Annotated in this window: 28 protein-coding genes and 1 tRNA gene; 19 read left to right on the top strand and 10 right to left on the bottom strand. The window is 39.4% G+C overall.

From position 1 onward, the window contains the following. The first annotated feature begins 42 nt into the window (after positions 1-42). From K6V26_RS08000 to K6V26_RS07985, 4 genes are all read left to right on the top strand, one after another. Entirely contained in the window at positions 43-1152 is a 1110-nt protein-coding gene (locus K6V26_RS08000) for a Wzz/FepE/Etk N-terminal domain-containing protein (RefSeq protein WP_224265040.1), read from the top strand. Between the two features lie 228 nt (positions 1153-1380). Continuing rightward, positions 1381-3642 (top strand): Helicase associated domain protein, encoded by a 2262-nt coding sequence (locus K6V26_RS07995; protein ID WP_224265039.1) that lies wholly within the window; start codon positions 1381-1383, stop codon positions 3640-3642. A 57-nt stretch (positions 3643-3699) separates the two neighbouring features. Continuing rightward, on the top strand, positions 3700-4434 hold the full coding sequence (locus tag K6V26_RS07990; RefSeq protein WP_224265038.1) for an AlkZ-related protein: 735 nt from the start codon (positions 3700-3702) through the stop codon (positions 4432-4434). Positions 4435-4531: 97 nt separating this feature from the next. After that, positions 4532-4972, top strand: a complete 441-nt coding sequence (locus K6V26_RS07985; RefSeq protein ID WP_224265037.1) for a GNAT family N-acetyltransferase — start codon at positions 4532-4534, stop codon at positions 4970-4972. 52 nt (positions 4973-5024) lie between these two features. Here K6V26_RS07985 and K6V26_RS07980 read toward each other — a convergent pair whose 3' ends face one another. Then, positions 5025-6092, bottom strand: a complete 1068-nt coding sequence (locus K6V26_RS07980) for an alpha/beta hydrolase (RefSeq protein ID WP_224265036.1) — start codon at positions 6090-6092, stop codon at positions 5025-5027. A 504-nt stretch (positions 6093-6596) separates the two neighbouring features. Here K6V26_RS07980 and K6V26_RS07975 point away from each other — a divergent pair. From K6V26_RS07975 to K6V26_RS07965, 3 genes are read left to right on the top strand one after another with little or no spacing between them, the layout of a single operon-like run. Next, positions 6597-7691 (top strand): Fic family protein, encoded by a 1095-nt coding sequence (locus K6V26_RS07975; RefSeq protein ID WP_048317117.1) that lies wholly within the window; start codon positions 6597-6599, stop codon positions 7689-7691. A 17-nt stretch (positions 7692-7708) separates the two neighbouring features. After that, positions 7709-11392: an AAA domain-containing protein gene (locus K6V26_RS07970; RefSeq protein WP_158599451.1), complete on the top strand. Its 3684-nt coding sequence runs from the start codon at positions 7709-7711 to the stop codon at positions 11390-11392. Continuing rightward, entirely contained in the window at positions 11389-12528 is a 1140-nt protein-coding gene (locus K6V26_RS07965; RefSeq protein ID WP_195585565.1) for a hypothetical protein, read from the top strand. The genes K6V26_RS07970 and K6V26_RS07965 overlap by 4 nt, the downstream gene beginning before the upstream one ends. 279 nt (positions 12529-12807) lie before the next feature. Here the strand turns inward: K6V26_RS07965 and K6V26_RS07960 are convergent. Then, a tRNA-Asp gene (locus tag K6V26_RS07960) sits at positions 12808-12881 on the bottom strand. A 137-nt stretch (positions 12882-13018) separates the two neighbouring features. Between K6V26_RS07960 and K6V26_RS07955 the strand changes: the two genes are divergently transcribed. Both K6V26_RS07955 and K6V26_RS07950 read left to right on the top strand, forming a co-directional pair. Continuing rightward, the gene (locus K6V26_RS07955) at positions 13019-14332 is read left to right on the top strand and encodes an aminotransferase class I/II-fold pyridoxal phosphate-dependent enzyme (RefSeq protein ID WP_224265035.1); all 1314 of its coding nucleotides are present in this window, start codon (positions 13019-13021) and stop codon (positions 14330-14332) included. A 119-nt stretch (positions 14333-14451) separates the two neighbouring features. Beyond that, positions 14452-15048 (top strand): YqgE/AlgH family protein, encoded by a 597-nt coding sequence (locus tag K6V26_RS07950; protein WP_224265034.1) that lies wholly within the window; start codon positions 14452-14454, stop codon positions 15046-15048. A 4-nt stretch (positions 15049-15052) separates the two neighbouring features. Here K6V26_RS07950 and K6V26_RS07945 read toward each other — a convergent pair whose 3' ends face one another. The 3 genes from K6V26_RS07945 to recR are packed head-to-tail and all read right to left on the bottom strand — an operon-like array spanning position 15053 to position 17397. Then, entirely contained in the window at positions 15053-15586 is a 534-nt protein-coding gene (locus K6V26_RS07945; RefSeq protein ID WP_224265033.1) for a GNAT family N-acetyltransferase, read from the bottom strand. A 1-nt stretch (position 15587) separates the two neighbouring features. Beyond that, positions 15588-16763 carry a glycosyltransferase family 2 protein gene (locus tag K6V26_RS07940; protein ID WP_224265032.1) on the bottom strand — a complete coding sequence of 392 codons (1176 nt, stop codon included), beginning with the start codon at positions 16761-16763 and terminating at the stop codon, positions 15588-15590. A gap of 10 nt (positions 16764-16773) precedes the next feature. Next, positions 16774-17397, bottom strand: a complete 624-nt coding sequence (gene recR, locus K6V26_RS07935; protein ID WP_007659371.1) for a recombination mediator RecR — start codon at positions 17395-17397, stop codon at positions 16774-16776. Positions 17398-17761: 364 nt separating this feature from the next. Here recR and K6V26_RS07930 point away from each other — a divergent pair, with 364 nt between their 5' ends. The 7 genes from K6V26_RS07930 to K6V26_RS07905 all read left to right on the top strand — a co-directional run bounded on the left by K6V26_RS07930 (position 17762) and on the right by K6V26_RS07905 (position 21589). Further along, positions 17762-17983 (top strand): DUF6132 family protein, encoded by a 222-nt coding sequence (locus K6V26_RS07930; protein ID WP_224265031.1) that lies wholly within the window; start codon positions 17762-17764, stop codon positions 17981-17983. Between the two features lie 9 nt (positions 17984-17992). Continuing rightward, positions 17993-19027 carry a TQO small subunit DoxD gene (locus K6V26_RS07925; RefSeq protein ID WP_224265030.1) on the top strand — a complete coding sequence of 345 codons (1035 nt, stop codon included), beginning with the start codon at positions 17993-17995 and terminating at the stop codon, positions 19025-19027. Positions 19028-19052: 25 nt separating this feature from the next. Next, complete coding sequence (gene trxA, locus K6V26_RS07920; RefSeq protein ID WP_224265029.1) at positions 19053-19541, top strand: thioredoxin; 489 nt, start codon at positions 19053-19055, stop codon at positions 19539-19541. A gap of 171 nt (positions 19542-19712) precedes the next feature. Further along, positions 19713-20111, top strand: a complete 399-nt coding sequence (locus K6V26_RS07915) for a hypothetical protein (protein WP_224265028.1) — start codon at positions 19713-19715, stop codon at positions 20109-20111. Between the two features lie 5 nt (positions 20112-20116). Continuing rightward, the gene (locus K6V26_RS07910) at positions 20117-20686 is read left to right on the top strand and encodes a YdeI/OmpD-associated family protein (RefSeq protein ID WP_224265027.1); all 570 of its coding nucleotides are present in this window, start codon (positions 20117-20119) and stop codon (positions 20684-20686) included. A gap of 233 nt (positions 20687-20919) precedes the next feature. Next, positions 20920-21189, top strand: a complete 270-nt coding sequence (locus tag K6V26_RS28770; protein ID WP_007659363.1) for an ATP-binding protein — start codon at positions 20920-20922, stop codon at positions 21187-21189. Further along, positions 21152-21589 (top strand): DUF234 domain-containing protein, encoded by a 438-nt coding sequence (locus tag K6V26_RS07905; RefSeq protein WP_449590793.1) that lies wholly within the window; start codon positions 21152-21154, stop codon positions 21587-21589. Before K6V26_RS28770 ends, K6V26_RS07905 begins: the two co-directional genes overlap by 38 nt. A 152-nt stretch (positions 21590-21741) precedes the next feature. Here K6V26_RS07905 and K6V26_RS07900 read toward each other — a convergent pair whose 3' ends face one another. Genes K6V26_RS07900 through K6V26_RS07885 form a run of 4 tightly spaced genes read right to left on the bottom strand, consistent with a single transcriptional unit; the run spans position 21742 to position 23302 of the window. Beyond that, a complete protein-coding gene (locus tag K6V26_RS07900; protein ID WP_224265026.1) occupies positions 21742-22179 on the bottom strand; it encodes a hypothetical protein in 438 nt (145 codons plus the stop codon). An 18-nt stretch (positions 22180-22197) separates the two neighbouring features. After that, complete coding sequence (locus tag K6V26_RS07895; RefSeq protein WP_224265025.1) at positions 22198-22608, bottom strand: D-Ala-D-Ala carboxypeptidase family metallohydrolase; 411 nt, start codon at positions 22606-22608, stop codon at positions 22198-22200. Next, positions 22589-22807: a hypothetical protein gene (locus K6V26_RS07890; RefSeq protein WP_224265024.1), complete on the bottom strand. Its 219-nt coding sequence runs from the start codon at positions 22805-22807 to the stop codon at positions 22589-22591. Before K6V26_RS07890 ends, K6V26_RS07895 begins: the two co-directional genes overlap by 20 nt. A 51-nt stretch (positions 22808-22858) precedes the next feature. Continuing rightward, a complete protein-coding gene (locus tag K6V26_RS07885; RefSeq protein ID WP_007659352.1) occupies positions 22859-23302 on the bottom strand; it encodes an HU family DNA-binding protein in 444 nt (147 codons plus the stop codon). A gap of 378 nt (positions 23303-23680) precedes the next feature. Here K6V26_RS07885 and K6V26_RS07880 point away from each other — a divergent pair, with 378 nt between their 5' ends. Genes K6V26_RS07880 through K6V26_RS07870 form a run of 3 tightly spaced genes read left to right on the top strand, consistent with a single transcriptional unit; the run spans position 23681 to position 25164 of the window. Continuing rightward, a complete protein-coding gene (locus tag K6V26_RS07880; RefSeq protein WP_044214648.1) occupies positions 23681-23905 on the top strand; it encodes a helix-turn-helix domain-containing protein in 225 nt (74 codons plus the stop codon). After that, positions 23902-24216 carry a HipA N-terminal domain-containing protein gene (locus K6V26_RS07875; protein ID WP_224265023.1) on the top strand — a complete coding sequence of 105 codons (315 nt, stop codon included), beginning with the start codon at positions 23902-23904 and terminating at the stop codon, positions 24214-24216. Before K6V26_RS07880 ends, K6V26_RS07875 begins: the two co-directional genes overlap by 4 nt. A 9-nt stretch (positions 24217-24225) precedes the next feature. Further along, positions 24226-25164 carry a HipA domain-containing protein gene (locus tag K6V26_RS07870; protein ID WP_224265022.1) on the top strand — a complete coding sequence of 313 codons (939 nt, stop codon included), beginning with the start codon at positions 24226-24228 and terminating at the stop codon, positions 25162-25164. A 215-nt stretch (positions 25165-25379) separates the two neighbouring features. On the opposite strand, the gene K6V26_RS07865 is transcribed toward K6V26_RS07870, so the two are convergent. Further along, complete coding sequence (locus K6V26_RS07865) at positions 25380-25820, bottom strand: HU family DNA-binding protein (RefSeq protein WP_224265021.1); 441 nt, start codon at positions 25818-25820, stop codon at positions 25380-25382. Between the last annotated feature and the right edge of the window lie 540 nt (positions 25821-26360).

Here is a 26360-nt window from a genome sequence, read left to right as displayed (position 1 = left end):
TTATCAATTTTCAATCTTTAATTATCAATTAACAAGGTGGATATGATTCAAATGAACGCTCCTGATATGGATACAAACGAGCAGGAGATAGATTTAATAGAGTTGGCTAAACGGCTATGGGGGGAGCGTAAGTTCTTGTTCAAATGCAGTGGAATTGCAATAGTTGTAGGATTGGTGGTTGCTTTTAGCATACCGAAAGAATACAGTACAACAGTAATGCTAGCACCAGAAACTTCAGACCCGTCCAAAAAGATGGGAAATCTGGGTGGTTTGGCTGCCATGGCTGGTATAAACCTGGGGGCTTCGGTAGGTTCGGACGCCATTTCTCCGGATTTGTATCCGGATGTGGTGCAAAGTATTCCTTTTTTGTTGGAGTTGTTTCCGGTACAAGTTGAGAGTGAAAAAGGTGATTACTCATCAACATTGTACAAATATATGGATGAAGATCAGAAAAGTGCGTGGTGGAGTTATGTGATAAAGGCCCCGTTCAAACTGTTGGGTGTAGTGAAAGATTTGTTTTCAAATGAAGAAGAAAAGAACATAATGGGGTTATCCTCTTTTCATTTAACAGAGGAACAGTCTGATGTAATAGAGGATTTACAGGAACGCATCTCCGCTTCTGTGGATAAAAAGACATCGGTAATCACTGTTTCCGTTCAGATGCAAGACCCATTGATCTCTGCGAATATTACTCAAATTGTTTTGGAAAAACTTCAAGGATACATCACAAATTACCGAACCCAGAAGGTAAAGCAAGACCTGGAATTCACAGAGAAAGTATTTAGTGAAGCCAGGGAATCCTATTATAAGGCACAACGTGCCTATGCGGCTTTTGAGGATGCCAACAAGAATATCATCTCTGCCAGCTACCGCACGGAACAGGAACGTTTAAAGAATGAAATGACATTAACCTTCAATGTTTACAATACGCTGGCCCAGAAGCTGGAACAGGATAAACTCCGGGTACAGGAACAGACACCGGTGTATACAATAATACAACCTGCCACAGTTCCTTTAAAAGCAGCTTCTCCCAAGAAGCCGTTGATCCTGATTGGGTTTGTATTCCTTGCCATATTCGGCGGAGTCGGTTATCTGTTTATCAAAGACCTTTTCAAACCCCAAGAGGAAACTGAAGTTTTAGATATTGAATAATTAGTTGGGGTATTTGTATAGAGTTCAGTTTTTATCAGATTTGAACTATCTAAATTATAAACTGGTTGTAACTGGCTCCCCTCTTGAGAGGGGGGAAGGGGGTGTGTTATAGTTTCGCCCTATAACTGGCTTTAACACACCCCTTATCCCCTCTCAAGAGGGGAATTGGTTACTCCCGTCACTATAAACAGATAGCTCAATTATTTCTAGTATTGACATATTTTCTGAATGTCACTCTGCGATCTTTATCATTCTTACCATTATTTTGTCACTGAAGAATCCGGCTGTCTGCTGGTAGGATTCAGGGAAGATTCCGTTACTTTCATTGTGAAAGAGGTATGGAATAAGGAACCTGTCGGTTTGCCGGAAGTGGACAGATTGTATACTGAAATGCAGCGTATCGGAGAAATGTGCGGTTGCAATCAGTTCCGTATCCTGGCTCATGGCGGTTATCTGCCGGAGGCACTTTCCTTTGAACTGCATGGACTGACTGTTTCGGATGAAAGCTATCTGAAAAGCTTGGAAACGGGAAAGCATATTGAACTCTTTTCACATAATGAAGCAGCTTACCGAGCCATCGAGGAAGGATTCAAAACGAACAGAATCGGAGCCGTTGTACAGGCGACTGGAACTGGGAAATCCTATCTGATTGCCCGCTATATTGTCAATCATTCGGAAGATGATATAGTGGTTATTGCTCCCAACGTTACGATTATCGCCGAGATCAAAAAAGCTATCGGCAGGACAATGCCGCATGTCACCTACCGGACTTTCCAGGCATTAGTTCTGAATCGCGGAACAGTCGGTGAGCTTAAAGCGGATCATATTATTATCGATGAGTTCCATCATTTCGGAGCGGAGGTATGGGGAAAAGCCGTACAGGAAGTCATTGATAACAATCCGGAGGCCCGTGTACTGGGAATGTCGGCAACCCCGATACGTCCTGAAGAGATGCTCGATACGGTAGAGGTCTATTTCAAGGGAAACCTGTTTCATGAACTGTCTTTGTCTATGGCCTGGTATTATAAGATACTGCCTGTCCCGGTCTTGGTACAGAGTGTGTTCGATCTGAATAATCAGTTGGACAAAGTACAGCGTATACTGAACAGGAGCGACTGTACATCTGAAAGGCGCAAGCGTATTCAGGACAAAATAGACTTTGCCCGACTGGATTTTCGCGGCTCGTTGAGTGCATCGGAACTGATCCGGCGTTATCTTCCGAAAGAAGTAAAAAAAATGCTTGTCTTCTGTAAAGACAAGGAAGACCTTCAGCATATGGTTCCCGAAGTATCGAACTGGCTCGGGCAGGCTGGCTTTGAGACGGAAACATTCGAGATCCATAACGGACTCAGTAACCGGGAGAATGAGAAGACATTGCGTCGTTTTCGTAGGGAAACGGGAAAACTACATGTCCTTTTCTCCATAAACATGTTGATCGAAGGATTGCATGTGGAAGGAGTAGATGCCGCCATGTTCCTGCGACGGACGGAATCGTATGTGGTTGCCTTGCAACAGTTGGGCCGTTGCCTGAAAGCGGGGTCGGACCGTCATCCGGTGGTGCTGGACTTCGTCAATAACCTTTCGGGTCGTTCTGTTTATGAGGCTATGTCAAGGGAGTTGGCTTATCATCCGGCAATCCGTGCCCCAAAGAGTTTTAAAGGTTTTATGGAATTTGAGGTAACGGGATTCCTGTCTGATATCCGTGCCCGTGTGGATGATATGCTGGCGGAGTTGGATGCGTGGCCGGTGATGTATGAACGACTGATCGAATATAAGGAGCGTGAAGAACGCTGGCCACAGGCAGCCGAAGGGAAGTTGGGAAACTGGTGCAACACCCAGCGGATTGCCCGGAAGAAAGGGACGTTGTCGGAAGATTATATCTCGCAGCTGGACCGGATCGGTTTTGAATGGGAGGTACAGGACAGCCGCTGGATGAACTGCTTTGAAGAACTGAAAGCATTTATGGCTATAGAACACCGTTGTCCCAAACGCGGTGAAAACAAACTGAATACCTGGTGCAACACCCAACGGCAGGCACGAAAGAAAGGTATCCTTTCCAATGAAAGAATCCGGTTGCTCGATTCGATCGGGTTCTGGTGGGAACAGGATCTGGATTCGCTTTGGACGGAGAACTGGCAGCAAGTACTTGCCTACTACAAAAAACATAAACGCTGGCCCAAAAGCAATGAAGGTAAAGCCGGCAGCTGGTGTAACACCCAGCGCAAGAACCGGAAACAAGGTTTACTTTCAGCTGAACGCATCGCCCGGATGGAAGCCGAAGGTTTTATCTGGACTATCGATGATATCTGGATGGAAAACTATGAAAAACTACAACAATTCTTCTCTGAAAACAACCGCTGGCCAACCGCCCGTGAGAACAAACTCGGCAGTTGGTGTTTCGTACAACGCAGAGCCTTAAAAAAAGGTGAACTCCCTCCTACCCGTAAAGAGCTTCTGGATAAGATTGCATTCCCCTGGAGTCTGAAATAATTTATCTTTAATCATATAATAACATATGGTTTAAGCGTAATTTCATATATTTGCCGCATGACAAAGATTTATCGCTGCAAAGATTTGGAAAAGATGGTTTTAAAGATGGGATTTCTCCCCTTCTTTGCTAATGATATTACGGACTTTTCCATTGAAGAATTTACCCCGCAGGAATTATGGTTTTCCGATGAAGAAGAGGGTCCGTGGGAATGGAAAGGGCCTGTTATCCGAAATTTCAATTGTGCTTATGGGAAACTCTTTCAGAAGAAAGCAGGGTTTGTCAGCATGGAATGGTTTCCGGAACTTATAAACTACAGGCGTGCTATGTACAATCTGAAAGCGGAACCTTTACAAAGTATGGGTAACGTTATTTATAAGACAGTCACAGAGCATGAGTCCCTCCTATCCAAAGAGATAAAAGCGTTATGCGGTTACAAGAAGCAGCCGGTCAAAAGAAGTGTCAATCCGTTCGATTCATGGGAGACAAGCGAAACACAGGCTTTACTTAAAAAGACAAAACCGAAAGGAGATGGATTTGAAACAGTCATAACCCGGCTGCAAATGGGAACATGGCTCGTTGTGGCTGATTTCGAATACCGATATGACAAGAAGGGAGAGCCTTACGGATGGGGTATCGCCAGATATACAACACCGGAAGTACTGTTCGGCAAAGAAAAAGTACAGGCTGCCGGCAACCGGTCACCGGAAGAGTCAAAACAACGCTTGATAGATTACCTCACACAATTATTGCCGCAAGCAACACCGGAGCAAATTCTGAAAATACTAGGATAAAGTGCAGTACATAGCGCACAACTGCGCCAAGCCTATGGCACAGTTGCCTATTTTGATATAAAAAGAGGCGAACTACCTACCAGGCGTAAATCTGTCTATGGATTCTCCTTTATATGGGTATGAGTGTTGTACCTTCCTGATATTTGCTAACTTTGAAGAGATAACAAATACAAAAACAGGAGCTTACATAGTAAATCGCTTCAAAAGCAATAAGTCAATGATAATAAATAACAACGAAATTGTAATAAAACCTATCCAGGAAGAAGAAGGACACGATTTCCAGGAGATGTATGGAGATGTGGCAGAACAAAATCACACTTATGAAATCGGATATCTGATTGGTGAAGAAGAGTTTTTAAATCGGGGTATTGGAAAAAGAATCATTCAGATACTGGAAGATAAAATTATTGAAATCGGCGGAAAAGAAATAGCCGCAGACCCGGCGGAAGAAAATATTATTTCAATAAAGACCTTACTAAGTAATGGTTTTAAGAAAAAAAGCGACGGAGACTACAGGAAGATCTGCAAAATGCGGTAAAGATGATTTCCACAGTAAACTACCGTGGAAATCGTTCTGTCCTTACTCTATATTACAGATATTCATGAAAGAACTGTTCGAGTTTGTCGAACGGAATGATATTCATTTGGTCGTACAAATCCGTATGGTTCGCATCGGGAATAATCAATAGTTCCTTGTTATCACCTTTCAACTTCTTGAACGCATCCTCGCTGAAATAACGTGAATGTGCCTTCTCTCCGTGAATCATCAATACCGCACTACGGATTTCATCGCTGTATGATAGTATCGGCATATTGATGAATGAGAGTGATGAAGTCTTGTTCCAGCCGCCATTCGAGTTAAGCGAACGCTTATGGTAACCACGCTGAGTTTTATAATAACTGTGATAATCCTTCAGAAATTGGGGAGCGTCGGAAGGTAACGGGTCCACGACTCCTCCGGCAAGGGCATATGTCCCGTTTCTGTAATCTTCCGTGCGTTGTGCATTAAGCTGTTTGCGAAGTTCATAACGTGCGTCGGCATCCATCGCATCGAAATAGCCATTGGCATTTACACGGCTCATGTCGTACATCGTTGAAGTGACGGTCGCTTTAATACGTGTGTCGATAGCAGCCGCATTGAGTGCCATGCCGCCCCATCCGCAAATACCGAGAATACCGATACGTTCCGCATCCACATCGTCGCGGGTGGAAAGATAGTCAACCGCCGCACTAAAATCCTCCGTATTGATATCCGGGGAAGCGACGTAACGGGGCTCCCCACTACTCTCGCCGGTATAAGACGGATCGAAAGCGATGGTAAGGAAACCACGTTCCGCCAAAGTCTGCGCATATAAACCCGATGACTGTTCTTTCACCGCCCCAAACGGGCCGCTCACAGCAATGGCCGGTAACTTACCTCCGGCATTTTTCGGAATATACAGATCGGCAGCAAGAGTAATGCCGTACCGGTTGTGGAAAGTCACTTTCGTGTGATTCACCTTGTCACTCTGCGGGAACACCTTGTCCCACTCTTCTGTTAAATTCAAATTCTTTTCCATACTATCGTTATTTAAATGATTGTCTGCTGCAAATAGATTTGCCGTGAAGCAAAGACATACAGCCATTGCCATACACTTGTTTTTCAATATTTCCTTCATCTGGTTTATTATTTATGTTCATAAGGCAAAGGTAAAGGCTTATATCGCATTGTCTTGTAGACAAATTACAGATATTATAACCTTAATTACTGAATGTGGGTGTATAAAATATAACTTGATATGAAACACCTAAAGATGGGCATAACCACATAAAAAAATCCCACAAAACGAATGTTTTGCAGGATTTATCTATGCTTATATAAGATGAGCGGTCTGGACGGGTGTCGAACGAAAACAACAATCTACTGTTAACCAATACTCTACGATAGCATAAAATCAAGTCCAACGCCTAATCCAACGTGCAAACTTTACTGATTTTAAGTGCTTTACAATAATTTCAAAAAGTTTGGATATCACTATGATATCTAATGCAGAGGTATATAAAATATTGATAATGCCAACTCTTTTATTGGTTTTCTTTGCAAAGTATGCGAAGAAAATTTGTAATGCGGAGAAAAAGGAGTATATTTGTCGCAATAATTGCGTAGAATAAAACTGTACTTTATGTATATATATCAGACTAAGGATTGGCCGAATTTTACATGGAACAATGGCAAACTGCTTACATTGTTAGCTAATGTAAGACATTTGCAGGGTCGTTTATTGGGACAAATGGGAAGTTTAGGGTTTAAATTAAAAGAAGAAGCCGTGCTTTCCACGTTGACTTTGGATGTTCTGAAATCAACTGAAATAGAAGGAGAAATCCTGAATAAAGACCAGGTGCGTTCGTCTATTGCTCGTAAATTAGGCTTAGAGGTATCCGGTCTTGTCGATTCGCCCAGAAATGTGGATGGTGTTGTAGAAATGATGCTTGATGCCACGCAAAATTATGCTAAGCCGATAACCACAGAAAGGCTATTGGGTTGGCATGCCGCACTTTTCCCAACCGGTTTTAGTGGTATGTATAAAATAGAGGTCGGCAAGTATCGGAGTGGTGATATGCAAGTCGTTTCCGGAGCAATGGGCAAAGAGAAAGTTCATTATGAAGCTCCTAAACCGGATCAGGTGGAAGACGAAATGAATTTATTCTTGAAATGGTTTAATGATACATCATCAGATATAGACCCTGTACTGAAAGCTGCAATCGCACACTTCTGGTTTGTTACTATTCACCCATTCGATGATGGGAATGGTCGTATTGCGCGTGCTATAACAGACCTTCAACTTGCTCGAAGCGATGGAAGTTCACAGCGTTTCTACAGCATGTCAAACCAGATACTTGTTGAGCGAAAGAGATACTATGAAGTTTTGGAAAAGTCTCAACATGGAACAAGCGATATAACAGAATGGTTGGTTTGGTTTTTAGCTTGCCTTGAAAATACCTTGCTCAATAGTACTGATGCGTTAGACTCCGTTCTGAAAAAAGCTCGTTTCTGGGAAAAACACAGCCAAACTCCACTGAATGATCGCCAGCGGTTGATGCTTAACAAATTATTAGATGGGTTTGATGGAAAACTGACATCTTCCAAATGGGCAAAGATAGCTAAATGCTCACAAGATACAGCCATACGGGATATACAAGACCTCATAAACAAGGATATTTTGCAGAAAGAGGCGCAGGGAGGAAGAAGCACGAATTATGAATTGGTTGTAGAATAAACACTATTTATAGTATTATGGAACACTACAAACGAGTTACTAAATATTGGAGAGATTCTCTTGTAGATAAACAGTTTTCACAAGGAAAATATAAGTTTTCGAATTTAGCAAAATCTTTTTTGCTAAATGATAAAAATAATTTCTTCAGAGTAAATAATAAAAATGTACTTTGCAATTTATTCTCCGGTGAAGATAGCACTGTTGAAACTTTTTATATTCCATTCTCCCATAAGAAAATCACCAGCCACAATAAACATGAGAAAGATTATCGCCCCGAAATACTTTTTCCTATAATATTTAAAGTACAAGTTTCTGAAAACGGTTTTATCTACCCTATTGAAAAACCAATAATTCCAAGAGACTTATTACTCCCTTTGGACAAAGAGGATTTTTTCATTGGTAATATGGATGACTATGATTTGTTTGTAACCCAAAATGACATTCCTAAGTTTGAATTCTCGGAAACTTCTGAATGGGAAAAATATTATTCAGAAAATATCGAATCTCAATATCAGAAAGGGTTAATTGAATACTTGCTGAAAGAATCGATTATAGACAATGAGCGTGCACAAGAAGATTGTAAGAAATTAATCAAGTCTTTAAACAGAAATAAAACGGTTAAAAAGAAATTCCTCTGTGCTCAAGGTAAATATAATGAAGATTGGAGTAAAACAATCGAGGACAAATTAACAGATGACGGAATTTTTTATAAACACATTGAATCATATATCACAAAATGGAATGATTATTTTGAATATATAGATAAACTCTTAGATAAAGTTATTGTATCCGGAGATATTTTCAGCGGCTATGAAAAGACCAATTCCGCCTATTTTACCAATGGTGAGTTAAATATTTCTTCTAAAATCACGGCTGTATACGAAGATATCTATACGCGTGATAAAAATCCTGATTTAAGTCTTTTCCAAAATTACGCAACAATTGAAGAAGAAAAAGAAATACCTGTTGCTGATTCAAATCTTTTTTTCTCCAAAAGATTAGGGCATAATAACAACGTATATCCGTTAGCCGATGCTCAGAGAACTGCTGTTTCTGCTTTATTAAGCGGAAAACAGGGGGAAATATTACCGGTCAACGGTCCTCCCGGAACAGGAAAAACAACAATGTTGCTTTCAGTGGTTGCCTGTTTATGGGTAGAAAACGCAGTAAAAGAGGTAGAACCTCCGGTAATCATAGCTAATTCTACAAACAATCAAGCTGTTACAAATATAATAGATGCTTTTGCCAAAGATTTTTCTAAAGGAATAGGAGATTTTGCAGGCAGGTGGATTGATGATGTAAAGAGCTTTGGAAGTTATTTTGTGTCAAGTATGCGGTCGGCTGAAGCTCGGGAAAAGGGTTACATTACAGAGGACGCTGTTAAAGACATGGAAACGGAAGATTTTTACATCAAAGCAAAAGAATCGTTTCTTAGTAGATCCGGGAAAACTTTTATAAATAAAGATATTACAGTTGAAGAGTCGGTTCGGGAATTGCATCAATTGCTGATTGATAAAAAATCGTTACTTGCAGATATTGAAAAAACTTACCGTAATTATCACGAGTTAGGAAATCTAATCAGCGAAACTTTAAAGATTGACTATAAAAATAGAGAGGCCATAATAGAACTTGGTAGAACGCTCACTGAACATAAAAAAGACGTAGAAATAATCGAAGATAAATGGGAAAGGTATTTAGCATCAGAAAGTATGTTACTAACAGCACTTTCATTTCTGCCGTTTATCAGAAAGAAGCGTAACCTTAAAGCAAAAGTTTTTGCTAAAGAGAATAATTTCTCTCTATATATTGATATAAATGATATGGATGCTGAAAGATTTATCTCGAGTATAAAATATAAAAAAGAAGTTCTTCTTTCTGATATCCAAAAATACGATGCATTCATAATGGCATTGAATAATTGTACTGCTACACTTGATAAATTGGAAAATGGTATAGACCCCAATTCAGCGTTTATAGAAATTGACAAAAAAGCAGACACTAAAATAAGGTTTGAAATGTTTCTGATAGCTACCCATTATTGGGAAGGACAATGGTTAATCGAAATGGAAAAACTGATTGAGAAGGGACATTTAAGTAATACTCACTGGAAGTATAAAAATATATGCGAAAATAACTGGCGCAGGAGAATGAAAATTACTCCATGTGCTGTAATGACTTCTTATATGCTGCCCAATTACTTTTCTTTTTCGAGAAAAATCCATGACAATTTGAACAAGTCAGATTATTTGTATGACTTTATCGATTTGTTGATAGTAGATGAAGCAGGACAAGTGTCTCCCGAAGTGGCAGGAGCAGGATTTTCTTTAGCTAAAAAAGCATTGGTGATTGGAGATACCAAACAAATACCTCCGATAAGCAAACTTACCAAAAGTATCGATATCGGAAATCTTCACAAGGCAAATTTGATTTCAAAAAATCAAGGAATTGAGAAGATAGACGAAAACTATAAAGAATTACAGGATAAAGGAATTGCCTCAGATGGGGGCAGTGTAATGAAAATTGCGCAAAACAGAGCGAAATATTATCCTGAAAAGAAATTAGAGAGAGGATTATATTTATATGAGCATAGGAGATGCTACAACAATATCATAGCATATTGTAATGAATTGTGCTACAAAGGAGTTCTAAAACCGATGCGTGGGGAAGCTTTAGAGGATTCTTTACTACCTTCTATGGGATATTTAAACATTGAGGGTAAATGTCAGAATATCTTAGGTAGCAAACAAAATGAATTGGAAGCTAAAGTTATAGCCGGATGGATTATTACTAATTATAAAAAGTTGAGAAAAGCATACAATGGCGAAGAGATTAAGGATATTGTGGCAGTAGTAACTCCATTCAGACAACAATCTATAAAAATAGCGGGATATTTAAAGGAGCCCAAAGACAAGAGTTTAAAAGATGAACTTTCTCAAATAACTGTAGGCACAGTTCATTCGCTGCAAGGTGCGGAAAGAAAAGTAGTGTTATTTTCTCCAACCTATTCAAGACACAACAAAGGGAGTTTCATTGATAATGACAAAAGTATGCTGAATGTTGCCGTATCACGTGCAAAAGATAGTTTTTTAGTATTTGGAGATATGTCATTATTTAACAGGCAATCCATATCCCCGACAGGCTTATTATCTAAATATCTGTTTGAAAATGAAAAAAATGAACTTTCCTATGAGCATCAATACTCAAAGATATTTCTAAGAGAGGACTTAGTATCTAAAGAGAATCCTCCAAAAATTCTAATGAACTACGAAGAGCATGATGCGTTTCTGAAAAATATCTTCAATGAAGCTACCAACAGGATAGTTATCATTTCTCCATGGATTATTTATTCTACGATTGAGAAAAACGGATATGATAAATTACTGTCCGGTAAGAATGCAAAAATTACCATATATACGGATGAAAAATTCAATACTTGTACTCAAAATAAACCTGATAAGAAAAAGGAAGAGGAGTTTGAATTAACCTTGAAAAAATTAAAGGATTTGGGTGTTGAAGTAATTGTCAAAAATAATATCCACAGCAAAATAGTTGTAAAAGATAATGATACGATGTGCATCGGCTCTTTTAATTGGTTTAGTGCTCAGAGGGGAGGCAAATACTGCAATACGGAACATTCTATTGTTTATCAGGGGGAAAATATCAAAGAGGAAATTGACAATGTTATAAATCAATTGAAATGAAAGAGACTGAATTAAAATACTTTTTTCCTTACAGAATTGAAAAACAATATCATTTTAAAGATAAACTACGAAACAGGGATGCTTTCTTTGATGAGATGGAAGGCAAAAATGAATATTTCTATAAAGATGAAGGCAATTACGGATATAGAAGGAATCGCGACCATTTATCTTTACTGGACCGTAGCATAAATGATTATATAATTTCTGATTTATATATAAACTGGGAAAGGTGGTATAGGAATGGACGTAACATTTTCGCATTCTCTAAAGAGTTATTGGAAATGTTAAGTTTTACAGATGTCGATGATGTAAGTTATAAATCATTTAGTCTTCCATATGATAACTTTTATCTGTCTTTACGGCCGTTAGGATTAACCATAACAAAAGATTCGGATAAAATAATTGAAGGGGTATATATCCTGGTAGATAGAATGGCAATGGAAAAAATGGTGGATAATAACGGGAACGAGTTCTGGAATGATTATGCAATAAGCTTTCATTTTGTTGGTGACTTTGAGGATTTTATCATAAAATACCACGATAAAGTTTGGAATGAATCGGGGAGCGGAGGACAAAGCTTCTGGAATTTCGCTTTTTATTTTAGTGAAAAGGAAAATATAATTACTATATCTGACGCTGTAAAGGATTGGCAAAGTGTGGAGGAATATTCTTTGTTTCCTGAAAATAAAGAAGAAATTACAGACGAACACTTAGATTTATACACCTATTATCAGGAATTGGTTAACGGCACATACAAGATTATTGTGAACTGCTTACTTTATTTGTCTATGTATAAACAGGATAAAGACATTCAAGCCCATTATGTAGATGACTTACCTCATAATTTTAATAAAAAGCTGGTATTTTCAAAAAGCAAAAAAGAAACAGAAAAGATTGAAAAAAAAATTGCAGAAACAGGATTTTCTAAAATACACTATGTAGGAAACTCTTTCAAGAAGCGTTCTCAAGTAAGCGATAATTCGAGTTTGATTTTGTCTTCACATTGGCGTAGAGGGCATTGGAGAAATCAACGATTTGGTGAAAAGCTGATTTATGAAAAACTGATTTGGATCAAACCTGTTATAGTAAACAAATCTTTAGGAACCCCACAGAAAGGGCACATATATGAAATATAATATGCTTAGCCACTGGTTATCAGAGCATAAAATATTAGGAACGATATAAATGAAATGGCAAGAAAATTAATCACATCACCCACTAAGGGTAAGCCCCCGATAAAGTACCTGTATAAATTAACTTCGGGAGCAAATTTAGTGAAATTTCTTCAGGTTGGGGATATTTTTCTGTATTTCACAATGGTGGGAAAGGAATGGGGCAAATGCGGATTTGCAATACAAGTGCAACACTGTAAAAAAATAAAAACCTGTTAGTCAATAGACTAACAGGTTTTTAAGCGGTCCGGACGGGACTCGAACCCGCGACCCCATGCGTGACAGGCATGTATTCTAACCAACTGAACTACCGAACCAATGTTTTTGTATCGCATCTCTCTCGATTGCGGTGCAAAGGTAGATAATATTTTTAATTATACAACAGTTTCACACAAATATTTCACATTGGATTGATTATTTTTTTACTTTTGTCCTCCATATAAATATAACAGACATGAAGAATACTCCAGTAGATTATCAGACTGCCAGACGAATAATAGATGGCTACGGATTACCGGATTTCGGGAAAGCAACGATTCGTGAAGTTGTTGCCATATCCACACAATTGGAACAGGAAACAAATACCGAGTTCATACACATGGAAATGGGTGTTCCCGGATTAAAAGCAGCGCAGGTGGGTGTAGACGCGGAAGTCAAAGCATTACAGAACGGCATCGCTTCCATTTACCCGAACATCAACGGTACGCCGGAAGTAAAAACAGAAGCCTCCAGATTCATCAAGGCATTCATTAATATAGATATTGCTCCGGAATGTTGCGTTCCGGTAACCGGCTCCATGCAGGGAACATTTGCCTCTTTCCTTACCAGCGGACAATGCACGGAAGGAAAAGACACCATCCTGTTCATCGACCCGGGATTTCCTGTCCAGAAACAACAAATCGTTGTGATGGGCTATAAATACGAATCATTCGACGTATACGAATACCGTGGAGAAAAACTGCGCGCCATCCTGGAAGAACATCTTTCCAAAGGTAATATCGCTGCTATGATCTACTCCAACCCCAACAACCCGGCCTGGTTCTGCCTGACAGACGACGAATTGAAGATTATCGGTGAAATGGCAAACAAATACGATACGATCGTGATCGAAGACCTCGCCTATTTCGCTATGGACTTCCGCAAAGAACTTGGCAAACCGTTTGAAGCACCTTACCAGGCAAGCGTTGCCCATTATACAGATAATTACATTTTACAAATATCCGGCTCCAAAGCATTCAGCTATGCCGGACAGCGTATCGGCGTGACGGCTATCTCCAATAAACTTTACCATCGTGCCTATCCGGGACTGACCAAGCGTTATGGCGGCGGTACTTTCGGTACAGTATATATTCACCGCGTTTTATACGCCCTGTCATCAGGAACCAGCCACTCGGCTCAGATTGCATTGGCTGCCATGTTCAAAGCTGCATCCGACGGACAGTTTGATTTTATCTCGGAAGTTAAAGAATATGGATGCCGTGCAGAAAGATTAAAGAAAATCTTTACAGATTATGGTTTTACGATCGTTTACGACCATGACCTCGACGAGCCTATTGCCGACGGCTTCTACTTCACGATCGCCTATCCCGGAATGACCGGCGGACAGTTGATGGAAGAACTGATCTATTACGGTGTAAGTGCTATCTCATTAAGTACGACAGGAAGCAATCAGGAAGGACTTCGCGCCTGCACTTCGTTTATCAAACCGCATCAATATGATCTGCTTGAAGAGCGTTTAAAGCTATTCAAAGAAAATCATACCTTATAATTAACACAAACCCGGCATTTATTTTACACTTATTAACCCAAATGCCGGGTTTTCCGTTTGCTTCTTAACATCAAAAGCCATATATTGTCCCTGTCTAACAACAGTAAGCAATCTTCACTATGGCTACATATAATAACATATTCAAAATTACGCATAATAATCTCCTTCCTGCACAAGGAAGTATACTCATATCAGAACCTTTCCTGCAAGATGCTTATTTCCAGCGTTCTGTTGTTCTACTGATAGAACACAATACGCAGGGATCGATGGGGTTTGTATTAAATAAGAAAACGGATCTGATTGTAAATACTTTTTTTCCGGAACTGGAAGAGTATCCGGAAATACCAATCTATCTGGGTGGTCCGGTAAGTGCCAACCGGTTGTTCTTTATCCATTCATTGGGAGATCTGATCGTACCCGACTCTGTAAAGATCAAAGACCGCCTGTATTTCGATGGTGATTTCGAAGCATTGAAGCGCTATATGCAGAATGGCCATTCGATTGAAGGAAAAGTAAAGTTTTTCCTCGGTTATTCAGGATGGACGGAAGGACAGTTAGGAAACGAGATCAATAAAAACTCGTGGGTAGTCAGTCACGCAGCTAAAGAAAATGTATTACTTGCCGATGGAGAAAGTTTCTGGAAGAACTCACTCGAACAGTTAGGCAGTAACTACGAGGCATGGACTAAATATCCGAAAGATCCTTATCTGAATTAATTTATCACATAATCTGTTTATTGACTTTTTGCATCATCAGTACATCAGAATATCCGTTTTCTGTGATGATCCAATCTGTCATGATACCTGTAACGGTAAATCCGCAGCGGGTAAAAAGAGCTTTGCTGGCCTCGTTATCGACGGGTATATGCACATATAGTTGATGCAGTTTCAGAAAAGAGAACGCATAATCCATCAGTACATTCATTGCTTCGGTAGCCAACCCGTTTCCTTGATAAACAGGTTCCAGTAAAATACCGATACCGGCACGCCGATGATGCGGTTCGAAATCATACAGGTCGACAGTACCGACAGCCGCCCCAGTTGAACGGAGCTCGATCATCAGCCGCAACTGCTTCAGGTCAAAGATATCACGATGCGACTCACGAATATACTCTTTCAGTATATAACGCGAATAGGGAGACATTGTATTTCCAAGACTCCAAAGCTCCGGATTATTCTCCCAACGATACAAAAGTTCCAGATCTTCCGGCTCCAGGGCACGGAGACGGATCGTTTCATTTTCCAGTTGTGCCATATTATTTCCCCGGTGATATTAATTGTCCGCTTTTTTTACAATAAATATGATAAGTAACTTTCTTGTCGACCAGCGTATCCATAAACAGAAGCATCTGCTCAAAACGGGCATCCGGATAACAAAAAGCATAATCAGTAAACTCCTTCATCTGATTGCGGCGGCAGATAGCATCCATTACACGTTCCCCGTCCAGATCCCAAAGATTTACATGTTCCAGTTCCGGCATCTGTTTCACACAGGCAGCCTTAATCGCTTCAAAATTTTCCTCACGGCAAACAACCAGTAAACGTTTATGCTTGCTTTTGGACTTTGGCTTTACTCCCAACAAACGCGATAAAGCAGCCAATGAAGCACGCAACCCGATAGCCAGCTTGATAAAAAATCCCATCAGCCAACCGGAATGAGGATAATATTTCTTGAAAAAGATCAACATGGCACCGTAAAATGCCTTTACATATTTCATATCACCATGCTTGGTACTTTCTCCTTTATAATGAAGAATACGCTCGGGGATATAATAGTTTTTATAGCCACCCAACACTATCCGGTACGACAGGTCGATGTCCTCGCCATACATAAAGAAATCTTCATCCAGAAGTCCGGTCTTATCCAGCGCTTCATGGCGTAGTAACATAAATGCACCGGCCAGCACATCCACTTTATGTTGTTTCTCCTTATCCAGATACGCCAGGCTATATCTTGAAAACACACGGGATTTCGGAAACAACTTCGACAAACCGAATATCTTACAGAACGAAACCCAGGGAGAAGGAAAACTCCGTTTACTTTCAGGCAGGAATACCCCATGCCCATCCAGCATCTTTACACCTATCCCACCTGCATTCGGATGTTCATCCATGAAGAAACACAGAGTTCGAAGACTCTCCTCGCCTATCACTGTATCCGGATTAAGCAACAAAACATACTCTCCGTTGCATTGACGGATCGCCTGATTATTGGCCTTGGCAAATCCCGGATTATCCTTATTCTCTATAAACATCACTTCCGGAAACCGGGGACGGAGATAATCGGCAGAACCGTCCGTCGAATTATTGTCCACAACAAAAACCTCAGCATCGAGTCCGGCAACAGCAGCCTGAACCGAATAAAGACATTGTTCCAGGAAATACTTTACATTATAGTTTACGATAATAACGGAAATCTTGGTTTCGTACATAAGAATCAGATTATATTTTTATTGAGTCATTAAAACTGGTACGGTTCACAATAGAACGTCCCAATGTTATTTCGTCCGCATACTCAATCTCATCACCAATGGAAACACCACGGGCAATGACGGTTATCTTCACATTATAAGGGGATAGCTTACGATAGATAAAGAAATTGGTCGTGTCCCCTTCCATCGTAGTACTAAGTGCAAGGACAATTTCCTTTACTTCTTCGTTAGCGACCCGTTGCACCAGACTGTCTATCTGCAAATCGCCTGGGCCAATACCGTCCATCGGCGAAATAATCCCTCCAAGAACATGGTAAACACCACGAAACTGCCCGGTATTTTCGATCGCCATTACTTCCTTGATATTTTCAACCACACAAACGGTCGACTGATCCCGTTTAGGATCTGCACAGATAGAACACATCTCATCGTCACAGATATTATGACAGACTTTGCAATACTTCACTTCTTTCCGCAAGGCCAGCAAAGCGGATGCAAAATTTTCCGTATAACCTTCATCCCGGCGTAGCATATATAAAGCCAGTCGCAAAGCCGTCTTCCTTCCCACACCGGGAAGCGAAGCCAACTCATTTACTGCATTTTCCAATAAAGCGGATGGATATTTTTGAGTCATTGATTACCTTTCTTTGCCACAAAGATAGATAATTTCAATCATATCAAATCCGATCGGCCGTTTTTTGCTGAAAATCGACTTCCCGGATAGTAAAGATCCATTCTATCTTATAATGTTTATAAAGTAGACAAACAGGGAATAAAGTCCACTATACGATTTTGTATAAAAATGCGAAGGAGAAAAAAAACTTCACAATAAATCGGTTTTGAAACTGCTGTTGATAGACTTTTTCGTGAAAGTTTGTTACGTCTATATATATTTTCCAGTAGAAACTTGTTTTATTAGAAAATACAATCTACGTTTGTATTATAATCCTTGCAAGGGAAAAAATATTAATAACTCAACAACACTAGGAGATTTTACAATGGCAAGAAAATACATCAAAAGACACTGGCTCACATTACTGGGGATAGCAATAGGCGCACTTGGAGGATTTCTTTATTGGAAATTTATCGGTTGTACAACAGGGACATGCCCTATAACTTCTTCACCAATCAACAGTTCGATTTGGGGAAGCATCATCGGGGGATTACTTTTCAGCTCTTTCCAAAATGAAAATAAAGTTTCAACAAATAAAGATAAATAACTTATAGATATGGAAATAGAAGAAAAACAGAATATGCAGCAATCATATTCTTTATTCGGAATGTTTACATTTGCACTGCGCCTGGTTGTTGGCTGGACTTATTTTTCCGCTTTCTGGCGAAGGTTGATACTGGAAAATAAATTGATTCCCGACACAGCCGGTTACATTGGAGAAAAATTCAATCATTTTCTTCCCAACTCATTCGGTATAAAGCCTCTCATCGAATATCTCGTATCCAATCCGGAACAGCTCTGGTGGTCGATGGTTATATTTACAGTCATTGAAGGAATTGTCGGACTGCTTTTCATGCTCGGCTTCTTTACCCGATTGATGAGTATCGGCGTGTTAAGCCTTGCTACCGGAATATTATTAGGTTCAGGTTGGCTGGGAACAACCTGTTTGGATGAATGGCAAATAGGCGTTCTGGGCATCGCCGCCGGTTTCACGATCTTCCTGTCAGGTGGAGGTAAGTTTTCACTCGATAATAAGCTTATTTCCTGGATACCGCAGTTCAACGAATATGGATGGACACGATGGCTGACCTCCGGTCCACTGCCTGTCAGCCATAATGTATTAGGAAAAATGTCGATCACAGGTGCTACGGTCATATTATTCCTGACACTCCTGACTAATCAGGTATTTCATAACGGAGTATGGGGAAAATTACATAATAAATCTGTCAAACCGAAAATCGAGATATCAGCAGCCGGTCTGGATCAGGATAAACTTTCATTCACTGTTTATCGTGTGGAAGGTGCCGATGTATATGGATCTTTTCTGATCGGCATAACCTTAAAAGATGCCAATGGCAATATTATCCTTGACAGAAACGGGGAAGAATTATCCAAATTCGGGGCAGAAGACATCAAAAACAAATACGTGGCGAAAGTTGTTTCAGGAAAGCATAGTCTCGTTATACCATTAGGTAGTAAAGCGGAGCTAACGCTAAAGGATAAAGCATTGGCAGATTTGCCAAAAGGAAATTACGAACTTATATTGACAGATATAAGTGGTATCACCTGGAAACAGGATTTGACATATTAATTATCAATATCAAAAATTGTATCTAATGAAAAGTAGAAAATTCTTTACGCTACTAGCTTTAATGGTTGGTTTTATGACGCTGGCCTCATGCAAAGGACAGGCTAAAAACAACGAAGCAGCAAGCAACACCGAAACTACAGGAAAAGAGACAGCAGCTCCTGTACACCTCAATAAGGCTGACTTTCTGAAGAAAGTATATAATTACGAAGCCAGTCCGAATGAGTGGAAATACCTCGGAGACAAACCCGCCATCATCGACTTTTACGCCGACTGGTGCGGTCCCTGTAAAATGATCGCTCCTTCACTGGAACAGCTTGCCAAAGAATATGCCGGACAGATCAACATTTACAAAGTCGATGTAGATAAAGAAACAGAGTTGGCCCAGGCATTCGGCATTCAAGGAATACCGGCCCTTCTATACATCCCTATGGAAGGAAAACCCCAGATGCTTCAGGGAGCAATGCCTAAAGACCAGTTAAAGGAAAAGATAGAATCAATTTTACTGAAAAAGTAATTTGTTTTTCGCTTACTCTACCAACAAAAATTTTCAGGTAGACTTGATAATCTTCTCAAAAAAGATACTTTTTTCAAGTCTACCTGAAAATTTTCCCATCCAAAGGTTTATTCATAACATCTAAATATTTACTAACTTTGTCATCGTTTGTAAATCATAAAACGAAACGTCATGAGTAAATACCCATTTATGCTGAGTATGTGTATGTTTATTGCACAGTCAGTTTTTGCACAATCATATTCCAAATACTTCCGCCTGGCTAATCAGGATACCGTCAATTTCACCTTTACAGTGAAGAAGTCCGATATTAAAGCAATAGACTGTTATCCCCAGCGGATTACACAAATTTCGAAAAACGGAGATAATTACGAAATATCACTCACAACTATCAATCCCTGGCCCGAATGCTACATAGAAAGAGCCGGTTGGTGTTCTGTCGACCCGACTATGCCTTCGTATATCTGCCCGCATTTTGCTGAAATCAGGATGCGTTACGGGATAGATTACGAAGACTGCGATATCAAAACCCTAAATTATGACATCGAACCGATTGAGTTTATCAAAAGATAACCATTATGGCAACAGAGAATAAAATAAAGTACTTTGAAAATCGGGAAGATTGGAGAAAGTGGCTGACGGACAACTTTGAAATCAAAGACGAAATTTGGTTTGTCTTTCCCCAGAAATCATCAGGCAAAAAAAGCATTATATACAATGATGCCGTTGAAGAAGCCCTTTGTTTCGAGTGGATTGACAGTACGATAAAATCACTTGACAAAGAACATAAAATTCAGCGTTTCACGCCTAGAAACCCTAAAAGCACATACTCGCAAGCCAACAAAGAAAGACTTAAATGGTTATTGGAAAATAAAATGATACACCCTAAATTTGAGGATAAAATACGAACTATTTTGTCTGACCCTTTTATTTTTCCAGATGATATAATTGACAGATTGAAAGCAGATAAAACAGCATGGAAAAACTATCAGCACTTCTCCGACCCATATAAACGTATCCGAATTGCATACATTGAAGCAGCCAGGAAACGGCCTGAAGAATTTGAAAAACGACTAAACAACTTTATCAATAAAACGAAAGAGAATAAAATTATAACTGGATTTGGGGGAATCGGAAAATACTATTAATATCTCATGAAATACCGATGCCTAACTTGCATCCTACCTGCAAGCCCGCTAGCAAGCAGTCACAACTGCGTTGGCTAACAACCCGTTCTCCACCCATCTCTCAAAATATACAGCGGCATAAATTACGGCCATATATTTTCTACTCATAGATAAATACACTATATTTGCAAAATATACAGCCGTAAAGTTTACTGTCGTATATTTTCAAAATAGTATGAACTAAATTTACTATCATGAAATTTTATAATCGTGAAATAGAACTGAAACTGTTGGATAAAACAAGGAAAATCGCTTTTAACAACCATTCACAAATGACGGTCTTAACCGGACGCAGACGCATTGGAAAAACAAAGCTTATCCTCAAAAGTTGTGAAGAAACACCAACTGTTTATTTCTTTGTAGGCCGAAGCAATGAAGCTCAGCTTTGCAGCCAATTTGCACAAATAGCCAGCAAAGAAACGGCCTATTTTTGCAAAAGAAGGTACACAAACCGTTCGTTTTGAAATTTCCGACTTATTCCTTCGATTTTGGTTCCGATATTTCATCAAATATCATTATCTCATTGAAACAGAAAACCTGGACCAACTTGGAGAAATTATAAAAAAAGACTATCCGACCTATTCAGGGTTAACACTTGAAATGTATTTTAGGCAGATGATGATCGAAAGCAAAGAGTTCAGAAATATTGGTTCATGGTGGCAAAGCAAAAAAGAAAAAGATCCCTGTGAAATAGATATAATAGGCATTTATGCTGATGATAAACACGCATTAGTAGCCGAAGTAAAACGACAGCGCAAAAACTTCAACCCAGATTATTTCAATGAAAAAGTTGAAATAGTCCGAAATAAAGTGCTTTCAAAATACAATATTGAAGTGAGAAATTTCTGTATGGAAGATATGTAAATTGTATGCGAACAAATCCGGTTTCTCTTCCGCATACAATCCGATAATATCTATTTCATCCTGATCTTTATGGTTCTTGCCTTGCCACCAAGAACCTATGTCTGCAAATTCCTTGTTATCAATAAAATAAAAGAATAACTGGATTTGGGAGTTTACTTCTGTTTTCTAAATGCTATACCCATATATAACGAACCAACCAACAACACCGCCCCAATCACCAACATCCGCTTTGGATAAGAAAACTCCACAGTACTACCTTTCTGAAAAGAATCAGAACCGGCAAAACAGTTCTCATCTACAGAACCAGAACTAACAACCGATTCAACCACCTCCTCCCCCTGTTCCTTAATAGCGACATGAGTAACAGACTGCACCCCATTCAACCGGCAGCTATCGAACACGATATGCTCTATATCGATCACCTTATTGCGGGAAGCCTGATACAAATTTTTCAACAACATACTATCACTATGAAAGCTATGCACCTCCTCCCTTATCTCCCGATGTTGCACACTACGCCGCCCAGCACTACAACCGGACAGCAAAATAACCAACAAACCAACCAAAACAAGCAAACTTCTACCCCACATATCCATACCTATCCCCCTTCATTTATTAATGATCACCTGATAACGATTCTTTCCATTTACCCGAAACGACAAATGCAGGAACTTTTTTCGTTTATAAAGAATCGCCTGATCGAAAGGTAACTTACAATAAAGCAACACATCCAGTAACTCCTTCGGATCAGGCACATAACAATCCGCAGCCTCCCCTTTCATATGCTGGCTCGAAGACACGCCACCCACCAACCTGTTCACTTCCGGACTCCGGTAACCACTTGTGATCGCAATCGGCTTCCCATAAGCCAGCCGCAACGGCTGTAACAACCGTTTCACCAACTCCATCATAGCCTGCTTCACCTCAAACGGCGGCTCATTCAGCAACCCGTTCTCCACCGCCACCCGGCTATACGTCATTTCTTCCCAGGTAAAATCCCTACTTATCCTCTCTTTCATTTTGTACCGATTTAATTTTATACGAATAATCCACCCCAAACAAAGCTCCGGTAAATGTGCAAGCTTCCCCGAAAGCCACCAGCACACTATTATGAATCTCCCCTTTCGGAGCAATCCAGAAACCGGAGAAAAGAAGAACAATCCCGCTCATTACGAGCAGGATTGCCATTACCAATTGAATAGTCAGTCTTTTTTTCATACGTTCCCCTTTCCTCTTTCAATCAAGTAATCCTCAATTTCCCATTTTCAATTATTCAATCTCCGGTCTGTCATCTCCACCGGAACCTTCTTCTTTTTTAGGTTTCGTGTCTTCATCCTCTTCAAACTTCACGATCTCACTCATCCAGCGCAGACTGGTACCCGGCGAGAATATCACCCGTGCCTTTTTAATCAGGGAAGCATTGAAAGCATCTGCCGTCTCCGCACCTTTCGAACGAATTGAAAGACGAAAACTACCGAACTCACCCACCTGTACAATACTACCCGAACGAAGCTCCAGGCTCATCGCCCAGTTCAACGAATCGAGTATTGCCTTCACATCAGCACTCGACATCGCCGAGCGGCTGGAGATCAATTCACACAACTTATCCATATCGCAATAGTTCGACGACCGCGCCATCGCATAAGTCTTCACCTTATCCTTATCGTCACCGCTAAGAACCTTGCGCTGCACCTTTCTAAATTTCAGTGTCATAGCTTTTCTATTTTAATGATTAATACTACTGTTTCCAGGGGAACGATACAAAGGTACAGGTAGGTATATATGCAAAGATCGGCGCGATAGCATCGTGTAAAACAGTATATAATAAGACTTTAGGAGTAACCAAAATCTTAAAACACCATTTTTCACGAACTATCACACCGATCGGTTCAAGCTCTTATTTAACGTTTATCAGGAAAATAATGATTATTACGTGAGATTCTTAGGGATAGATTTAGGTTATTTAATGACTTCTCGTAACAAATTCGATACCCTTTCGGGTATTCCCTAACCAAAGCCACAAAAATAAATACCCGAAAGGGTATCAAACAAGAAATATTCATTATATTTGTACCCGAAGAGGTATCAAAAATGAATAACTTATCATTAAATGAATATGTAAAATCAAAGCGCAAGTCGCTTGGATTATCACGTGAAGAGTTCGCGCTGAAAGCAGGTGTCGGACTCCGTTTTCTTCGCGAACTAGAACAAGGAAAAGAAACCTTGAAAATGGATAAAGTAAATCAGGTATTAAAACTGTTCGGAATGCAACTTGGTGCCGTACCTATGGACAGGAATAATTTAATAGAACCATGAAACAAGCTAAAATTTATATGTATAGTAATTTTGCAGGTATTCTTACGGAAGATGAAAACGGTTACAGATTTATCTATAATCCTGAATATCTAGCAAGTGAGGATGCAGAACCGATCAGTTTAACAATGCCTTTAACAGATAAGCCATATATTAGCAATATATTGCATCCGTTTTTTGATGGATTGATTCCTGAAGGTTGGTTATTAGATATTGTCGAAAAGAATTGGAAAATCGACAATAGAGATCGTATGTCTTTATTACTGGCCTGTTGTAAAAATTGCATTGGTGCAGTTAGTGTTCAATCCTTTTAATACGCAATTATGGAAAGATGTTTATATTGCTATCAGCCATTAGAACAACACGAAACAGACTTTCATTCGCGATGTTCAAAAAAAATATTTGGAACAGTTATACCTCCTGTTCTCCCTTATAGTAAAGTAGATATTGAATCGTTAGCTTTAGAAGTTGTACGTTCGCAAGTTACTATCACAGGTGTACAACCCAAGCTATCTGTTGATTTGGAAAAAGAAAAAGGAGGAGAAAAACGTTTTACAATTGTAGGTTTATGGGGTGGCTATATCCTCAAGCCACAGACTGAACAATATGCCAACCTTCCTGAAAATGAAGACTTAACCATGCATTTAGCCAGATTAGCAAAGATAAATACCGTTCCTCATTCACTCATACGTTTCAAAGATGGTTCGTTAGCATATATTACTAAACGAATAGATCGAGACAAGAAGGGCAATAAAATACCAATGGAAGATATGTGCCAGTTAACAGAGAAACTAACAGAACAGAAATACAAAGGTTCCCATGAACAGATAGCCAAGAAGATTGTAGAGTTTTCAGCGTACCCAGTCCTAGACTTGATCAATTACGTTGAGATTTTATTGTTCTGTTATCTTACAGGTAATGCAGACATGCACCTAAAAAACTTTTCCCTCTATAAAAAGATAAAAGAAACCACACTAACGCCTGCTTATGATCTCTTATCGACTAAGCTGGTCATACCTGAAGACACAGAAGAACTTGCTCTGACTCTGAACGGAAAAAAACGAAAATTAAAGAGATCTGACTTTGACAATCTACTAAAAACAATGAAAGTTGAAGATAAGGTTATTGAAAATACATACAACAAATTCAGAAAAGTATTGCCACTATGGTATGATTTTATTGATATTTCATTTTTACCAAATCAAATGAAAATAGATTATAAAGCTTTAATAGAACACAGATCTTCCATATTAAACAAGTGATAATAGGCAAATGGCAAATCCACATCCCGTTCTATCACATCAAACAGGATTTCACTTTGCTTAATAGCAATCAGCGATTTGAGAACCTCTTTCCTCATAAGTTTTCCTTTATTTTAGGACAAAAAAAGCATTTTCTTTCCTAAAATAAAGGAAACTTTTTTCATACGTCCCCCCTTCCTCTTTCAATCAGGTAATCCCCTATTTACCATTTTTAATTATTCAATCACCGGTCTGTCATCATCCGGATTTTCTTCTTTCTTAGATTTCATGTCTTCATCTTCTTCAAACTTCACGATCTCACTCATCCAGCGCAGACTGGTACCCGGCGAGAATATCACCCGTGCCTTTTTTATCAGGGAAGCATTGAAAGCATCTGCCGTCTCCGCTCCTTTCGAACGAATCGAAAGACGAAAACTACCGAACTCACCCACCTGTACAATACTACCCGAACGAAGTTCCAGGCTCATCGCCCAATTTAACGAATCAAGTATCGCCTTCACATCAGCACTCGACATTGCCGAACGGCTGGAGATCAATTCACACAACTTATCCATATCGCAATAGTTCGACGACCGCGCCATCGCATAAGTCTTCACCTTGTCCTTATCGTCACCGCTAAGAACCTTGCGCTGCACCTTTCTAAATTTCAGTGTCATAGCTTTTTTGTTTTAATAATTAATACTACTGTTTCCAGGGGAACGATACAAAGGTATAGGTAGGAATATATGTAAAGATCGGCGCGACAGCATCATATAAAATAGTATATAATAAGACTTTAGGAACATTCAAAATCTTAAAATACCATTTTTCGCGAACCATCACACCGATAGATTCAGGTTCTTATTTAACGTTTATCAGGAAAATAATGATTATTAAGCGGAATTCTTAAGAATAGATTTAAGTTATTTAAGAACTTCTTGTAGCACAAAAGATAAAAAATCCACACTAACGCCTGCTTATAACCTCTTATTAACTAAACTGGTCATACCAGAAAAAACGGAGGAACTAACTCTGACTCTGAACGAAAAAAACGAAAATTAAAGAAATCAGACTTTAACAATCTACTAAAACAATGAAAATAGAAGATTATGTTATTAAAAACATATGCAATAAGTTTAGAAAAGTACTCCTTTATGGTATAACATTATAGATATTTCATTTATTCCTGAGTAAATGAAAGCAAACTACCAATAATT

This window comes from Parabacteroides goldsteinii, assembly GCF_020091425.1.
GTDB classification, from domain to species: Bacteria; Bacteroidota; Bacteroidia; order Bacteroidales; family Tannerellaceae; genus Parabacteroides; species Parabacteroides goldsteinii.
Note: the sequence above shows the minus strand (reverse complement) of the source record. Positions and strands in the feature narration are given on the sequence as shown.

Bases quoted from the DNA above. Each gene is read 5' to 3' on its own strand.
- K6V26_RS08000 (WP_224265040.1), top strand. From the start codon at position 43: ATGATTCAAATGAACGCTCCTGATATGGATACAAACGAGCAGGAGATA.
- K6V26_RS07995 (WP_224265039.1), top strand. From the start codon at position 1,381: ATGTCACTCTGCGATCTTTATCATTCTTACCATTATTTTGTCACTGAA.
- K6V26_RS07990 (WP_224265038.1), top strand. From the start codon at position 3,700: ATGACAAAGATTTATCGCTGCAAAGATTTGGAAAAGATGGTTTTAAAG.
- K6V26_RS07985 (WP_224265037.1), top strand. From the start codon at position 4,532: ATGGATTCTCCTTTATATGGGTATGAGTGTTGTACCTTCCTGATATTT.
- K6V26_RS07980 (WP_224265036.1), bottom strand. From the start codon at position 6,092: ATGAAGGAAATATTGAAAAACAAGTGTATGGCAATGGCTGTATGTCTT.
- K6V26_RS07975 (WP_048317117.1), top strand. From the start codon at position 6,597: ATGTATATATATCAGACTAAGGATTGGCCGAATTTTACATGGAACAAT.
- K6V26_RS07970 (WP_158599451.1), top strand. From the start codon at position 7,709: ATGGAACACTACAAACGAGTTACTAAATATTGGAGAGATTCTCTTGTA.
- K6V26_RS07965 (WP_195585565.1), top strand. From the start codon at position 11,389: ATGAAAGAGACTGAATTAAAATACTTTTTTCCTTACAGAATTGAAAAA.
- K6V26_RS07955 (WP_224265035.1), top strand. From the start codon at position 13,019: ATGAAGAATACTCCAGTAGATTATCAGACTGCCAGACGAATAATAGAT.
- K6V26_RS07950 (WP_224265034.1), top strand. From the start codon at position 14,452: ATGGCTACATATAATAACATATTCAAAATTACGCATAATAATCTCCTT.
- K6V26_RS07945 (WP_224265033.1), bottom strand. From the start codon at position 15,586: ATGGCACAACTGGAAAATGAAACGATCCGTCTCCGTGCCCTGGAGCCG.
- K6V26_RS07940 (WP_224265032.1), bottom strand. From the start codon at position 16,763: ATGTACGAAACCAAGATTTCCGTTATTATCGTAAACTATAATGTAAAG.
- recR (WP_007659371.1), bottom strand. From the start codon at position 17,397: ATGACTCAAAAATATCCATCCGCTTTATTGGAAAATGCAGTAAATGAG.
- K6V26_RS07930 (WP_224265031.1), top strand. From the start codon at position 17,762: ATGGCAAGAAAATACATCAAAAGACACTGGCTCACATTACTGGGGATA.
- K6V26_RS07925 (WP_224265030.1), top strand. From the start codon at position 17,993: ATGGAAATAGAAGAAAAACAGAATATGCAGCAATCATATTCTTTATTC.
- trxA (WP_224265029.1), top strand. From the start codon at position 19,053: ATGAAAAGTAGAAAATTCTTTACGCTACTAGCTTTAATGGTTGGTTTT.
- K6V26_RS07915 (WP_224265028.1), top strand. From the start codon at position 19,713: ATGAGTAAATACCCATTTATGCTGAGTATGTGTATGTTTATTGCACAG.
- K6V26_RS07910 (WP_224265027.1), top strand. From the start codon at position 20,117: ATGGCAACAGAGAATAAAATAAAGTACTTTGAAAATCGGGAAGATTGG.
- K6V26_RS28770 (WP_007659363.1), top strand. From the start codon at position 20,920: ATGAAATTTTATAATCGTGAAATAGAACTGAAACTGTTGGATAAAACA.
- K6V26_RS07900 (WP_224265026.1), bottom strand. From the start codon at position 22,179: ATGTGGGGTAGAAGTTTGCTTGTTTTGGTTGGTTTGTTGGTTATTTTG.
- K6V26_RS07895 (WP_224265025.1), bottom strand. From the start codon at position 22,608: ATGAAAGAGAGGATAAGTAGGGATTTTACCTGGGAAGAAATGACGTAT.
- K6V26_RS07890 (WP_224265024.1), bottom strand. From the start codon at position 22,807: ATGAAAAAAAGACTGACTATTCAATTGGTAATGGCAATCCTGCTCGTA.
- K6V26_RS07885 (WP_007659352.1), bottom strand. From the start codon at position 23,302: ATGACACTGAAATTTAGAAAGGTGCAGCGCAAGGTTCTTAGCGGTGAC.
- K6V26_RS07880 (WP_044214648.1), top strand. From the start codon at position 23,681: ATGAATAACTTATCATTAAATGAATATGTAAAATCAAAGCGCAAGTCG.
- K6V26_RS07875 (WP_224265023.1), top strand. From the start codon at position 23,902: ATGAAACAAGCTAAAATTTATATGTATAGTAATTTTGCAGGTATTCTT.
- K6V26_RS07870 (WP_224265022.1), top strand. From the start codon at position 24,226: ATGGAAAGATGTTTATATTGCTATCAGCCATTAGAACAACACGAAACA.
- K6V26_RS07865 (WP_224265021.1), bottom strand. From the start codon at position 25,820: ATGACACTGAAATTTAGAAAGGTGCAGCGCAAGGTTCTTAGCGGTGAC.